This is a genomic window from Streptomyces rishiriensis (genome assembly GCF_003112535.1).
Taxonomy (GTDB): Bacteria; Actinomycetota; Actinomycetes; order Streptomycetales; family Streptomycetaceae; genus Streptomyces; species Streptomyces rishiriensis.
Genome location: NZ_BEWA01000009.1, coordinates 40,053 through 53,453 on the forward strand (window position 1 = coordinate 40,053; position 13,401 = coordinate 53,453).

Below are 13,401 nucleotides of genomic sequence, written 5' to 3' on the forward strand. Positions count from 1 at the left end.
CTCAGTCCTCTTCACTTTCGTCCCAGAAGAACGGGGCCTTGGCCCGGGTGGTGATGCGCGGCGCGGTCCCGGCGTCGACCGTGAGCCCGGCGAAGCGCGCTGATCCGATGACCTTGCGGAGGGTCTGGTGCCGGCCGAGGGCCGTGCGCGCCGCCTCACCCGTGAGCCCGCCGAGGGCGGCGCCGCGCAGGGTCAGCCGCAGCAGTCCCCGGCGGGAGCCGTGACCGACCTGGTAGCGGGCGTCCGGCGGCAGGCCGAGCGCGGTGTCGAACATGGAGCGGGTGACCAGGGTGCCGTCCAGGTTGGCCGACACGTCGTCGCGGGCCCCGATCCGCAGCACCCGGGCCGTGGAGCCGCAGGGGCAGTCGGCGGTCCGCAGGCTCGCGCGGTCGCCGACGAGATAGCGCACCAGCGCGGTGCCGGTCTCGGCCGGCACGGTGACCGCCAGCGCGCCCACGACCCCGTCCGGCAGCCGCCGGCCGTCCTCGTCGACGACCTCGGCGATCACCAGGTCCTCGTGCACATGGTGGTCGGCGCCGGTGAGGTGGGCGCACTGGAACCCGATGGGTCCGGTCTCGGTGGTGCTGTACGCGAAGGAGCGGACGGCGCAGCCGGCCTCGGCGAGCGCGTCGGCGGCCGGTCCGGACATGCGCTCGCCGAGGTAGTACAGCGTGCGCAACCGCAGCATGGCCGCGGGGATCTCGGCCATCAGCCGCTCGACATAGCCCGGCAGGCCGACCATCGCGGTGACCCCGAGGTCGGCGATCAGTTCCGCGAGGTGGGGCGCGGGCATGGACGTCCCGGCCGGGAGCACGGCCGCGCCACGGCGGGAGAGCACCGCGTCCGCGAAGCCGAAGCCGCCGAACAGGTCGCCCGGAGCGAGCGAGTTGAGCACGAACGGGTTGTCGCCCAGTCCGTCGACGCACAGACCGCGCGCCCCGAGGGCCTCGACCCGCTCGTTGAAGGGACGGTCGTGCAGCAGGGTCCGCACCCGGCCCGAGGAGCCGCTCGAACGCAGCACCAGCCGGATGTCGCCCTCGGTGATGCGGTTCGGGGCGCCGGGCGCCACGCTCCACTCGGCGAGCTGGTCGCGGGTGGTAAGCGGGACCTGTTCCAGTCCTTCGGGGGTCAGCGAGTCCGCGTGGGGGCGCAGCGCCGTACAGGTCCGCGACCGGCGCACGGCGTCCCGCATGAGCGCCAGGTTGTCCGCCTGGACGCGCAGCAGCTCCGGGCGTGGCAGCGTGAGATCCGCGAGGAGCCTCACTGTTCCTCCATCCGTAGGGTGATGGCCCGGCAGGCCCGCTCGGCCGCCGCGGCGGCCGCCCCGGTGTCGGGGCCGACGGCGACGATCTCGCCGAGCCGCTCCCAGCTCGCCGTCGCCGGGCGCACGGTGTCGCCGGGACCCGTCCAGACCCGCACGCTGTGCACGCCCGGCAGTGCGGCGGCCTCGGCCGTGCCGTCGACGGCGGCGACGCGGCCGGCGCGGTCCGCCAGCAGATAGCGCTTCACGGCCGCCGCGCCGAGCGGCCGCACCGGGGGCGGCAGCGGCAGCCCGCAGGCGTGGGCGAGCATGTCCGCCTCCATGTCCCGCCCGGTGACCAGCGTGAGGAGCGCCGGGATCTCGTCGCCGCCGGTGCGGGCGTGCGACTCGACGAGGTGGACGCCCGTCTCGCCGACGATGACCTCGGTGTGAGCGGGGCCCTCGCACAGCCCGACGTGGTCGAGGAAGGCGGTGACGCGGTCGACGACCGCCCGGCGCCGCCCGGCGTCGAGGTCGGCCGGGACGAGGTGGCCGGTCTCGACGAACGCGCCGCCGACGAGCTTGCGCACCACCGCCCGCACCTCGTGGGCGCCGCCGCGGCTGAACGTCTCGACGCTGAACTCCTCGCCGGCGGCGAAGGGTTCGACGAGATAGCCGGTCACGGGCAGCACCTCGTGGTACCGGTGGCCGTTGCGCAGCGTGTCCCGCACCCGCTGCCAGGCGTCGTCGAGGCCCTCGGGACCGTCGACCTTCAGCACGCCCAGGCTGGCGGAGCCGTCGACGGGCTTGAGGATCAGCGGCCAGCCGGCCGCCCCGGCGACCCGGAGCGCGTCCTCGGGGCCGTTCAGCCGGGCCCAGGGGGAGCGCAGCGAAGGGCTCTTGTCGAGCACCTCGTGGGTCCTGGCCTTGTCGCGCAGCAGCGCGGCGACCCCGGTGCCGGGCGCGGTCAGCCCCAGGTCCAGGGCGACCGCCTCGCTGGCCGCGCACGCGGGTTCGTGGTTGCTGCACACTCCGGCGAAGCCGAACTCCTCGTGCAGTGCGCGGGCCGTGGCCACGACGCCGGGCACGTCGAGCAGGTCGGTGCGCACCGAGCGCAGGCACAGCGGGTCCAGCGAGGCGTCGCTCATGGTGGGCGCCTGGAGGTGCACCACGTCCAGACCGAGGCCCAGGGCCTTGTCGACGACTCTGCGACTGCCGCTGAGCAGCAGGAGCACGGGACGGCGAGGGGCCGCGGGGGCGGGGGGTGTCACAGGGCGTTCTCCCTCACGAGCGGAGAGCGGCGGGCGAGGGCGACGCAGTACTTCATGGCGAAGGACGCGACGAGGAAGAGGGCGCCGAGGGCCAGCCAGCCCCAGGAGCCGTGGGAGAGCAGGAGCCAGGTGAGGGCGAGCGGTCCGACCGCCTCGGCGATGGTGGAGCCGATGCCGAAGAAGCCCTGGTACTCGCCGTACCTGCCGTCCGCCACGAGCCGGAAGCTGATCTCGTTCATGCTGGAGATCTGCCGGATCTCGCCGAAGGTGAGGACCGTGACCGCCAGCAGGAGCACCCCGCCCGCCGCCCAGGGCGAGGACGGCAGCCCGGACAGCGAGTACAGCGCCATGCCCGCGAACAGCAGCAGTCCGCCGACGCGCAGACTGCGCACACCGGCGTCGACGCTTGTCACCGTCTTCGAGGTCCGGTACTGCAGGGCCACCACCAGGCCGGTGTTGACGACGAAGACCGCGGCGATGGTCCACTCGGGTGCGTGGGTCTGCCGCACGATCCACAGGGGCAGCGCCACGTCGATCAACGGCACATGGAGCATCAGGATCAGATTGACGAGGCTGACGGCGGCGTAGCCGCGGTCGCGGAACACCCGCAGCGGCGAGCCCCCGACCTCCGCGGCCGCGACCTGCGCGACCGCGCTCCCGTCCGCCGGGGAGGCGGCCGCGGTGCGCAGCGTCCGCGGCACCTTGAGCAGCAGCGCCGCGGCGAGGAAGAACGACAGCCCGTCCAGGCCGAACGCCAGCCGGTAGGCGGTGTCGGTGTCCACGGCGATGACGAGGGCGCCCAGCGCCGCCCCCACCGCCAGACCGGCGTTGGCGGTCGCGATCAGCACCGCCCGTACCCGGGTGACCTGTTCGGGAGGGAACGAGCGGGCGATCAGGGCGGAGCGGGCGGACATGGCGCCCTGGGTGGAGACCGCCAGCAGACAGGCCCCCACGAAGAACAGCGGCACGCTGGAGGTCACCAGGTACAGGCAGAGGGACAGGCCGGCCAGCGCGAGCAGGGTGACGGCGACGGTGCGGGCCTCGAACCGGTCGGCGAGATGACCCACGGGCACGCTCAGCACCATGGCCAGCAGCCATGAGGCGGTGAGCGCGGCCCCGTAGGTGACCGGTTCCAGTCCGATCACCCGGGTGAAGTACAGCGCCGCGCAGACGTAGAACAGGCCGTCGCCGAAGTAGGTGACGAAGTGCGACACGGCGAGGGGGCGCACCAGCGGCCCCAGCGCCGGGCCGGGCGGACCGGGGTCCTGCGCCGCGGCCGGCGAGGTGGATTGCTCAGTCACGGGCGTCGGGCTCCTGACCGCTTCCGTAGTGCCCGCTCTCCTCGAGCGTGTCCGCGAGAAGGGTCAGATCCTCCTCACCGTGCAGTGCGGACAGGGCGAACCGCAGCAGGGACCGGCCCTGCGCCACCGTCGGGTAGAACGCGGGGAGCATGATCACTCCGCGCTCCTTGAGCCGCCGCACGGTGCGCAGCCCCTCCTCCTCGGTGGCGAACACCGCCCCGCGCACCGGCGTGCGGAGCCCGGCGTTGGACAGCTTGCCGCCGGTCAGTTCGTCGAGCCGGGCCGCGTTCGCCCACAACTTCCCCTGCAGCAGGGTGATCTCGGGAGAGAGGTGGATGCGGGCCGCCGCGACGTTGGCGGCCATCATGGGCACCATCACCGAGTGGCCGAAGACCAGCGGATTGGCGAGCTTCCTGACGACGGCGACGTCCTCGGCGGACGCGACGAGGAGGAAGCCGCCCGAACCGCCGAAGCCCTTGGACAGGGAGCCGGCCAGGACGACGTTGTACGGGAGCTTGCCCCCCAGGGCGTCGAAGGCGTAACCGCAGCCCCCGGCGCCGTCGATGGAGATGCCGTGGGCGTCGTCGACGTAGAGGTATCCGCCGGCCGCCGCCGTCCGCTGCGCCAGATCATGGACGGGCACCAGGCCGTTCATCGAGCCCACCCCGTCCACCAGCAGGACCGGGGTGCGTCCCGCCTCGGTCGCCCGGTGCAACGACTCCTCCACCGAGGCGGGGTCGTCGGAGCGGAACCGGTCGACCGGGCCGAACTGCTCGAAGATTCCCCGCAGCACCTGCATCGAGGCGTGCGCGGTCCGGTCGACGAACAGATGCGGTCCGCCCTGGACGGGGTAGCTGGGCAGTGACCCCGACGCCAGGAGCGGCAGCACGCCGAGATGGACGTTGCTGGTGGAGGTGAACACACAGGGGGTGGCGCCCGGGTAGACGCGCCCCAGCAGTTCCTCCAGCTCGGGCAGATAGGACGGCCGCATGCGGTTGCGCGAGGACGACAGGTGGACGCCGAAGCGGCCGACGGCCTCGACCACGGCCTGCGACAGGGCGGGGTGCGACTCCAGCCCGAGGTAGGAGCAGGAGACGAACTCCGTGGCCGTGGTGCCGTCCTGGAGGGTGACGCGCTTGCGGTCGCGGGAGACCACGGTGTGTCCGGTCAGCCCCTCGGCGAAACACTGGTCCAGGGCGGAGGACGTGCGGTCCCTGCGGGTGGTCAGCCAGTTCTGCGATGTCGGGGACGCGCTCACGGGGTTCCCTCCTGGTCGGCACGGCGGGCGACCGTGATCCTCGGTTCTCCGGCGGTGTCGACGAAGGTGGTCACGTCGTCGAAGGCGTCGCCGCGCAGGAGCTCGCGCACCTGCTCGGGCTGCGCCCGGTCGTGTTCGAGCGCCAGCCGCCCGCCGGGGCGCAGCGCCGCCGCGGCGAGGACGGCGATCCGGCGGATCAGGTCCAGCCCGTCGGCGCCGCTGTAGACGGCGGCCCGCGGCTGGTGCTCGGACCACTCGGGCAGCAGCCGCACCTCGGGGGAGACGTACGGCGGGTTCGCGACGACCAGGTCGGTCCGGCCGTCGTAGGCGTCGAGGCAGCCCGGCTCCGTGAGGTCGGCGGCGTGCACGGCGACCGTGCCCAGGACGGCCTCGTGGCGCGCCACGTTGCGCCGCAGGTACTGCAGACAGGTGTCGTCCCGCTCCACGCACGTCACCCTCGCGTCGGGGCGACGCCGCGACAGGGCGAGGCCGAGCGCTCCGACGCCCGAGCACAGGTCGAGCGCGACGCCGTCGCGCGGCAGCGTCCCGTCCTGGGCCGCCCACGCCACCAGCGCGGTGCTCTCGTGCCGGGGCACGAACACCCCGCTGCCGACGACGAGTTCGAGCCCGTCGAACTCGACGGAACCGATGATGTGCCCGAGCGGGATGCGTCGGCAGCGCTCGGCCACGGCGGCCTCGAAGCGGGCCACGGCCGCCGCCGTCCCTCCGGCGAGGAAGCGCTCCTGCAGAGCGGCGAGGTCTCCTTCGACGTCCCACACGCCCGCCTCGGCCAGACGCGCGCGGGCCTCGTCGTGGACGGACCGGATGCGCTCCGCCGTCGTCATCGCGACCACGCCGCGTAGTAGCGCGTGAGGGAGGCGCGGATCCCGTCGGTCATCGCGGCGACGAGTTCGGCCGGGGGCGTGAACGTCGGGTGCAGCTCCTCCACCAGGGAGCCGTAGAACCGGCGCAGATGACGCTCGATGCGCGGCGGCCACTCCGGTGTGACGTTCCACTTGTACTCGTAGCCGGTGGCCATCATGTGCTCGACCGCCGTGGTCACGACCTGCTCGCGGGTCCCGCCGGCCAGCGGGGCGCGCACCGGGGAGAAGGACGACAGGAAGTCGAACTCGCTCGTGCCGCCCTCGACGAGGGTGGCGATGTGCCGGGCGAGCAGCGGGGACTGGTGCAGTCCGTCGCGGTAGGTGCCGGTGGCCAGCCACAGCCCCTCCGCGCCGGCGTTGCCCACCAGCGGGAAACCGTCCGCGGGCACGGGTCGGTTGCCGACCTGCACGGAGAGCAGGGACCCCTCGGAGAGGTTGGTGTGCAGCTGGTCCACGGCGCAGCCGAGCAGGAACTGCAGGTCGCCGACGGCGGCGAAGCGGCGGGGCTGCTCGGAGATGATGTTGGTGGCGCCGAGGTAGATCACTCCGTCGGCGCGGGGCACGGCGTGCAGACCGCAGGCGAAGGCCCGGTTGGGGGTGCGCACCACGGACGAGGGCAGCGCGCGGTCCTCGGTCTCGACCAGCACCGAGACGCCGTAACCGCTCACCATGGGCGGCATCTGCGCGCGCGCCTCGGCCACCTCGTCCAGCAGGGCGAGGGACTTGGCGCCGGCGGCCACGACGACGTGGTCGGCGGGCAGGATCTCCCCGTTCGCCAGCTCGACGCCGGTCACGCGGCCGTTCGCCACCCGGACCCGCAGCGCCTCGGCGTCGACCACTCGGCCGCCGGACTTCACCAGCGCCTGGTCCAGCTTGACCAGCAACCGGTGGGAGTCCACGGCGTGTTCGCCCGGGATGTACATGCCGCGCAGCGAGCGCGAGAGGTCGTTGGGGGCCAGCCAGTCCAGGTCCTCGGGGTCGGCCGTCTCGTACGGCTCCTTGTACTCCTGCAGCGTCGCCTCGATGGCGCGGAAGTTGCCGGAGTCGACGGCGGCCGATCCCATCGTGTTGAGGAGGACGAAGGTGCCGTCGGCGCTGAAGAGGGTGCGGGAGTCGCCGGAGTCCTGGCTGAGGCGCTCGTCCCACTCGGCCCAGTAACGGCGGGCCCGGTGGTCCATGTCGAGCTTGGCCCGGCCGTGGTCGCTGGCCAGCAGCGACGTGGTGACCTCGCCGAAGCAGCCGAGCATCGCGCCGGCGGCGAGCGAGGCGGCGTAGGGGCGGTTCTCCCGGCCCACGCGGGTGACCTGGAATCCGCGGCTGCTCAACTCATAGGCGATGGAGGCGCCGACTGCTCCGTTGCCGACGACGACGGCAGTCTGCTGTGGCCCTGCGTACATGGTTCTCCTCGTGTCTACGGGCACGGGGGCGCCGCTCGGCGCGTGCTCCGGCCGTGAGAAAGGTGGGGATGTCGTGGTGCCTGGACGGGCACTGGACCGGTCGCTGAACGGCCGCTCGGACCGTGCTGTCCAGGGTCACGTGGTGCCACCGCGGGCACGCCTGCCACAGGGGCGTGATACGCGGTATGAAGGGCAGGCCACTTTGCGGCTCCGCGACGACGTGGGTACTGCCACGCCGCCTATGCGTCCGCTTTCAGCCGCCTCTGAGGGCCGCTTCTGAAACGTGGTGAGGAATGGGGTGGTGGTCCAGTCCGACAAGCCCCCGACATGGGCCCAGGACTGTGCGCATCGCCGCATTGCTTCATGTTCCCCCGTTGCAGATGCCACTGGCCAGGTAGCGCCGTGGAGTCTAAGTTGCGCATGATGGGGTGTCAATCCTATGAATAGGGAAGCTGGACCCATGAATTTCGCGATTTCCCAGCCGGTGACGACCGATCGGCTGGTCCTGCGTCTGTTCACGGCGGACGACCTCGACGACATGCACGCGTATCAGCAACTGCCCGAAGTGGCCAGGTTTCTGTACCGGCCGCCGCGCGACCGCGCCCGTTGCGCCGAGGTCATCGAGCGCATCGGGCAGGGCACGCACTGGAAGGAGGACGGGGACAACCTCACGCTGGCGGTGTGCCGCCGCGACACCCCGGGGGTGATCGGCGAGGTGCAGGTCACGCTGGCGAGCGCGTACGCCCGGCAGGCCGAGATCGGGTGGGTCTTCCACCCCGACCACGGGGGCCGCGGCTATGCCACGGAGGCGTCCCTCGCCCTGCGTGACCTGGCCTTTCAACAGCTCGACGTGCACCGGCTGTTCGCCCGTATCGACGCCGACAACACGGCCTCCGAGCGGATCTGTGAGCGGCTGTCGATGCGTCGTGAGGCGCATCTGATCGAGAACGACCGCGACGACCGCGGCTGGGGCAGCGAGTACGTGTACGCGGTTCTCGCCCGGGAGGTCGCCCCCGCCGGGACCGACTAGGGCGGCGCCGGCCCAGTCGGTCCCGACGCCCGGGCGGACCGGGCGGACCGGGGTGCGGGCGGACCGGGGTGCGGTTTCCGGACATGTTTATGGCCGAATTCATCGGGTGCGTCACGGGCCGCCACCTGACCGGAATACCGCTTGACGGGTTCGGATTCCCGCGGGGTGAAGTCGAGTCGAACCTCGTCAAGGCCGTGCGTCTCCGCCGCGATCGGCGGGGTGCACGGTCCCTTTCGTCATCGGTCGGTCTTGTCCCGTTGCGGCGGCGTTCGTTCGGCCGCCGGGATCCGCAGCCGGATTGCGTTGCGCAAGGGCGCCTTCTGCGGCCTACCGTGAGAGGAGCAGGTGCAGCAGAGAAACGGGGGAACGTTGATCAGCTACAGTGCGACCGCCGATGACGTCGCGAAAGTTCGATTTTCAATGTCTCCGCTCGGGGAAACCGTTTACAGCTTTCGCATGCTGGCGTCCCCCGAGCGCAGAAGGCAGCACCAGCCGTGGGTCGACGACGTTCTGCACCGGCTGAAGGATCTCGATCTCGGGCCGCTGCGGGCCGTGATCCCGCCCACCGGATACGTGCCGGACTTCCTCACGCCGCCGCCCACGGGCACGCCCTCCAGCTTCGAGAACGAGCTGGAAGCGGTGCGCGCCACCCGCATCTCCCACTTCGTCGACGAGTTGGCCTGGATGGTGGGGGACACCGGGACGCCGCTCGCCTGGCGCCGGGAGACGGCGCCGCTGCACCGGCAGATGCTGGACGAGCCCGAGAAGGCGGTCCAGCAGATCACCCAACGGCTGCGCGCCTACTGGAGGGTGGCCCTCGAGCCGTCCTGGCACAAGCTGCACGCCGGGCTCGTGTCCGACGTCCGTTCCCGGATGCGGGTGATGGAGAGTTCGGGGGCGGCCTCCGTCTTCTCCACCCTCAACGAGCGCATCGGCTGGCAGGACGACCGCCTCGTCGTGCGCAGCGGCTACGCCTTCGAGGAGTCGCTCAACGGCCAGGGCATCGTGCTGGTGCCCAGCGTCTTCTGCGGCCCGGAAGTGCTGACCATGCTGCCGCCGCTCCAGGCGATGATCGTGTATCCGCGCCCCGCGGTCGCCGACATCTGGCGTCACCACGGCGAGGACCGCCCGAGCCCGCTGCGGGCGCTGCTCGGCGGAGTCCGCGCCGCGGTCCTCGAAGCCCTGCTCACCCCCGCCTCCACGGGCGAGCTGGCCGCCATGGTCGACGTCACCCCGGGCGCCATCAGCCAGCACGTCTCGGTGCTCAGAGGCTGCGACCTGGTCACCAGCCAGCGGTCGGGGCAGCGGGTGGTGCACACCCTCACGGAGACGGGCGAGGCGCTCGTCCGCGGCGCCGAGCACACCGCCGGCCGCGCCGTCTGACCAGCCAGGACCGCCCCCTCCGAACCTCGGCGGCCGCCCCCTTCGGCCCTCGCCGGCCGCCGGGGCCGGCCGCCGTCGCCGTCCCCGGACCCGCCCCGCGCGGAGCTTTTAGCCCCAGCTAAAAGCTTTGGGGGCCCTCCGCGCCGTGTGTTTGGCTCAAAGCGCCACCTTGGCAGGACGCTGGGCAAAGGCGCCGAGCGGTCCTGCCGTCACGAGTCCTTGCACCGACGCGCGGCCGTACTGGGCCGTGCCTGCCCGACATCGGGAGCCCCCACACCCGACGGAACCAGCCCGTTGCACCACGACGTTCAGAAAGGCACAGGCATGACGACGACCTCGAGCCCTGAAGTCGGGCTGGCTGGTCTGCGCGCTGAACTCGACTTCATCGACGCGACATCGCCGCACCCCCGGACGGCCCGGACCGACATCCGCGTCCTGGGTGCGGAGCACGAACGGGAGCACGGCGCCGCCGCCACCCGCACGCGGCGGACGTACGACCGGATCACCGAGGAGAGCGCCCCTGTGGAGGAGCCCGTGACCGACGCGCCGGACACCGACGGCCGGCGGCCGGTCAGGGACGTCGCCTCATGAGCCGCCCCGTCCGCACGCTCCTCGTCGACAACTACGACTCGTTCACCTACAACCTCTACCAACTCCTCGGCGAGGTGAACGGCCAGCCGCCCGTCGTCGTCCGCAACGACGTCGACTGGGCCGCCCTGCACCTCGGCGACTACGACAACATCGTCGTCTCACCCGGCCCCGGACGCCCCGACCGCGACCGTGACTTCGGCGTCGGGAGCCGCGCGATCCGCGACTCCGGACTGCCCGTCCTCGGCGTCTGCCTCGGGCACCAGGGCATCGCCGCCCTGTTCGGCGGCACGGTCGAGCACGCCCCCGAGCCGATGCACGGCCGGCTCTCCCGGATCGTGCACAACGGCGAGGACCTCTTCGCCGGGCTGCCCTCGCCGTTCTCCGCGGTCCGCTACCACTCCCTCGCGGTCTCCGCGCTCTCCGACGAACTGGAGGGCGTCGCCTGGACCGAGGACGGCGTCCTCATGGGGCTGCGCCACCGGACGCGCCCCGTCTGGGGCGTCCAGTTCCACCCCGAGTCCATATCCAGCGAGTTCGGCCGCGAACTGCTCGCCAACTTCCGGGACCTGTCCCTGGGACGCGCGGCGGTCGGGACTCCGGCCGATTCGCCGTACCGCCTGCACACCCGCCGCCTGGACCAGGCGCCCGACACGGAGGCCGTGTACGCCGAGCTGTTCGCCGGCCGGCCGCACAGCTTCTGGCTCGACAGCGGTTCGCACGCCGACGGCGACTCCCGCTTCTCCTTCCTCGGCGACGGCAGCGGTCCGCTCGCCGAGTACCTCACCTACCGGGTCGCGACCGGCACCGTGCGGATCGAGCGGACCGACCGCACCGACGAGCAGGTGACCAGCGGCTTCTTCGACTACCTCGACGCCGAGTTACGGCGGCGGGCGCTGCCGGCGGACCCACAGCTGCCGTTCTCCTTCAACCTCGGCTACGTCGGCTACCTCGGCTACGAACTCAAGGCCGAGGCCGGAGCGAGCGCCGCGCACACCGCGCCCACCCCGGACGCGGCCCTGCTCTTCGCCGACCGCGCCGTCGTCGTCGACCACGTCGCGCGCTGCACCTATCTGCTCTGTCTGGGCACCGGCCCGGACGACCCGGAGGCCGTCAAGTGGCTCGACGCCACGACCGGCCGCCTCGCGGTGCTGCCCGACCAGACCGACCGCGAGCGCGCACCGCTCACCGAGGCGCCCCCGCTCGCCGTCGCCGCCCTCGCGCAGCGGCACGACGAACAGGAGTACCTGACACGCGTCGGGCAGTGCCTGGAGAAGATCCGCGACGGGGAGTCGTACGAGATCTGTCTGACGAACATGGTCTCCACGCCCACCGTCGTCGACCCGCTGGCCACCTACCGGCTGATGCGGGACATCAGCCCCGTCCCCTACGGCGCGCTCCTGGACTTCCCCGGAGTGGCCGTGCTCAGCGCGTCCCCGGAACGGTTCCTGAGCATCGGGACGGACCGGGTCGCGGAGTCGAAGCCGATCAAGGGCACCCGGCCGCGGGGCGCCACCCCGGGGCAGGACCGGGCGCTGCGGGACGGCCTGCTGGCCAGCGAGAAGGACCGCGCCGAGAACCTGATGATCGTGGACCTGCTGCGCAACGACCTCAACACGGTGTGCGAGGTCGGATCGGTCCATGTGCCCAAGCTGTTCGACGTCGAGACCTACGCGCCGGTGCACCAGCTCGTGAGCACCGTGCGGGGGACGCTGCGCGAGGGCGTCTCGGCGGTGGACTGCGTGCGGGCGTCGTTCCCCGGCGGGTCGATGACCGGGGCGCCCAAGCTGCGCACCATGGAGATCATCGACCGGCTGGAGGGCGGGGCACGCGGGGTGTACTCCGGCGCCCTCGGGTGGTTCTCGCTGGGCGGCGCCGCCGATCTCAGCATCGTGATCCGCACGATCGTCGCCACCGGCGAGGGAACGTCGTTCGGCGTCGGCGGAGCGGTGATCGCGCTGTCCGAGCCGGCCGAGGAATACGAGGAGACCCTGGTCAAGTCCCGGACGATGACCGCGGCCATCGCGGCCGGAACGGCCCGCGCGGAGCTGGTGCCGGGCGAGGCGGTGGACGCGTGAGCGCGGCCCTGGACCTGCCGGCCCCGGTGGCGCAGCCGCCTCAGGCGGTTCCCGCGAGCGCCGGGGAACAGGAGATCCGCGCGCTGCTCGCCGACCTCGACGGCCAGATCATCACCCTGGTGCTGCGCCGGGCGGAGCTCGCCCGGTACGACCAGTCCGCGCGTCGCCTCTCGGGCCTGCCGGCCTCGGAGCTCGCCTGGGAGAACGCCGTGCTGGGACGGTACGCCGAAGCGCTCGGCCGCCACGGGGCCGACATCGGGCGGGCGTTGCTCACGCTCTCGCGGCTCCCGTCGGCGCACGCGCCGGCAGGACGGAGGGCGTCGCAGCAGGAGTGACCTTCAGAGCGGCGGACGGGGTGGGACATACGAAAGCACCCTCGGAGGATTCTGCCGCGGGATACGGGGCGAATCTTCCTCGGGTGCTTTTCGGACGCTCTCGTCCGGTGGGGCTCAGCGAAGCTCAGAGACCCATGATCTCCGGATGGTCGGCCAGTTTGGCGAAATGCTCGGCCGGGTTGCAAATCAATTTGCGCTGCGTCAGGTCGATGAGTCCGGCGACGCTCGACAATTCGCAGGCGAGGACGCCGTCCGTGCGCCGGATTTCCTGTTCGACGCGGAAGGTCTTGCCCTCGCCCCAGAGCCACTGGCAGGTCACGTCGACTTCGTCCCCGCCGCGCAGTTCGTTGCGGAAGCGCATCGTGTTCTCCAGGACGGCGGGGCCGATCTGCGTGGCGATCAGCTTGTCCTGCGAGATGCCCGCCGCGCGCAGGCTCTCCCAGCGCAGATGCTCGCAGTACTGCAGATAGACGGCCTGATTCAGGTGTCCCTGTGTGTCGAGTTCATAGCCCCGTACGGTGATCCGCAACTGGAACGGTTTCGTCATGCGCAGTCGACCTCCTTCGTGGATGGATAAATTCCTACCGCATGCAGATGGGCCGGGCAAGACCGCATCGGCTCCCCGGAAATTCATGT

At 72.0% G+C, this 13,401-nt stretch carries 12 protein-coding genes; 5 read left to right on the forward strand and 7 right to left on the reverse strand.

What is annotated here, in order from left to right; all coding sequences use genetic code 11:
* Position 1: 1 nt before the first annotated feature.
* Genes Sri02f_RS16250 through Sri02f_RS16275 form a run of 6 tightly spaced genes read right to left on the reverse strand, consistent with a single transcriptional unit; the run spans position 2 to position 7,351 of the window.
* Complete coding sequence (locus Sri02f_RS16250; protein WP_109002022.1) at positions 2 to 1,264, reverse strand: phenylacetate--CoA ligase family protein; 1,263 nt, start codon at positions 1,262 to 1,264, stop codon at positions 2 to 4.
* Positions 1,261 to 2,511, reverse strand: coding sequence for an ATP-grasp domain-containing protein (locus Sri02f_RS16255; RefSeq protein WP_109002023.1), 1,251 nt, complete (start codon positions 2,509 to 2,511; stop codon positions 1,261 to 1,263). The genes Sri02f_RS16250 and Sri02f_RS16255 overlap by 4 nt, the downstream gene beginning before the upstream one ends.
* Positions 2,508 to 3,812, reverse strand: a complete 1,305-nt coding sequence (locus Sri02f_RS16260; RefSeq protein ID WP_109002024.1) for an MFS transporter — start codon at positions 3,810 to 3,812, stop codon at positions 2,508 to 2,510. Before Sri02f_RS16260 ends, Sri02f_RS16255 begins: the two co-directional genes overlap by 4 nt.
* The gene (locus Sri02f_RS16265; protein ID WP_109002025.1) at positions 3,805 to 5,070 is read right to left on the reverse strand and encodes an aminotransferase class I/II-fold pyridoxal phosphate-dependent enzyme; all 1,266 of its coding nucleotides are present in this window, start codon (positions 5,068 to 5,070) and stop codon (positions 3,805 to 3,807) included. The genes Sri02f_RS16260 and Sri02f_RS16265 overlap by 8 nt, the downstream gene beginning before the upstream one ends.
* Positions 5,067 to 5,915, reverse strand: a complete 849-nt coding sequence (locus Sri02f_RS16270) for a N5-glutamine methyltransferase family protein (RefSeq protein ID WP_159106712.1) — start codon at positions 5,913 to 5,915, stop codon at positions 5,067 to 5,069. Before Sri02f_RS16270 ends, Sri02f_RS16265 begins: the two co-directional genes overlap by 4 nt.
* Positions 5,912 to 7,351, reverse strand: coding sequence for an NAD(P)/FAD-dependent oxidoreductase (locus Sri02f_RS16275; protein WP_109002027.1), 1,440 nt, complete (start codon positions 7,349 to 7,351; stop codon positions 5,912 to 5,914). Before Sri02f_RS16275 ends, Sri02f_RS16270 begins: the two co-directional genes overlap by 4 nt.
* Before the next feature lie 460 nt (positions 7,352 to 7,811).
* On the opposite strand from Sri02f_RS16275, the gene Sri02f_RS16280 reads away from it, so the two are divergent.
* The 5 genes from Sri02f_RS16280 (at position 7,812) to Sri02f_RS16300 (ending at position 12,765) form a co-directional block, all read left to right on the forward strand.
* A complete protein-coding gene (locus Sri02f_RS16280) occupies positions 7,812 to 8,381 on the forward strand; it encodes a GNAT family N-acetyltransferase (RefSeq protein WP_109002028.1) in 570 nt (189 codons plus the stop codon).
* Between the two features lie 456 nt (positions 8,382 to 8,837).
* Complete coding sequence (locus Sri02f_RS16285) at positions 8,838 to 9,764, forward strand: ArsR/SmtB family transcription factor (protein WP_159106713.1); 927 nt, start codon at positions 8,838 to 8,840, stop codon at positions 9,762 to 9,764.
* A 324-nt stretch (positions 9,765 to 10,088) separates the two neighbouring features.
* On the forward strand, positions 10,089 to 10,355 hold the full coding sequence (locus tag Sri02f_RS16290) for a hypothetical protein (protein ID WP_109002030.1): 267 nt from the start codon (positions 10,089 to 10,091) through the stop codon (positions 10,353 to 10,355).
* Positions 10,352 to 12,430: an aminodeoxychorismate synthase component I gene (gene pabB / locus Sri02f_RS16295; protein WP_109002031.1), complete on the forward strand. Its 2,079-nt coding sequence runs from the start codon at positions 10,352 to 10,354 to the stop codon at positions 12,428 to 12,430. Before Sri02f_RS16290 ends, pabB begins: the two co-directional genes overlap by 4 nt.
* Positions 12,427 to 12,765: a chorismate mutase family protein gene (locus tag Sri02f_RS16300; protein ID WP_109002032.1), complete on the forward strand. Its 339-nt coding sequence runs from the start codon at positions 12,427 to 12,429 to the stop codon at positions 12,763 to 12,765. The genes pabB and Sri02f_RS16300 overlap by 4 nt, the downstream gene beginning before the upstream one ends.
* 124 nt (positions 12,766 to 12,889) lie before the next feature.
* Here the strand turns inward: Sri02f_RS16300 and Sri02f_RS16305 are convergent, their stop codons facing one another.
* Positions 12,890 to 13,312 (reverse strand): acyl-CoA thioesterase, encoded by a 423-nt coding sequence (locus tag Sri02f_RS16305; RefSeq protein WP_109002033.1) that lies wholly within the window; start codon positions 13,310 to 13,312, stop codon positions 12,890 to 12,892.
* Positions 13,313 to 13,401 lie beyond the last annotated feature (89 nt).

Coding starts and splice junctions, on each gene's coding strand:
- Sri02f_RS16290 (WP_109002030.1), top strand. CDS start 10,089: ATGACGACGACCTCGAGCCCTGAAGTCGGGCTGGCTGGTCTGCGCGCT.
- Sri02f_RS16270 (WP_159106712.1), bottom strand. CDS start 5,915: ATGACGACGGCGGAGCGCATCCGGTCCGTCCACGACGAGGCCCGCGCG.
- Sri02f_RS16305 (WP_109002033.1), bottom strand. CDS start 13,312: ATGACGAAACCGTTCCAGTTGCGGATCACCGTACGGGGCTATGAACTC.
- Sri02f_RS16275 (WP_109002027.1), bottom strand. CDS start 7,351: ATGTACGCAGGGCCACAGCAGACTGCCGTCGTCGTCGGCAACGGAGCA.
- Sri02f_RS16280 (WP_109002028.1), top strand. CDS start 7,812: ATGAATTTCGCGATTTCCCAGCCGGTGACGACCGATCGGCTGGTCCTG.
- Sri02f_RS16285 (WP_159106713.1), top strand. CDS start 8,838: ATGCTGGCGTCCCCCGAGCGCAGAAGGCAGCACCAGCCGTGGGTCGAC.
- pabB (WP_109002031.1), top strand. CDS start 10,352: ATGAGCCGCCCCGTCCGCACGCTCCTCGTCGACAACTACGACTCGTTC.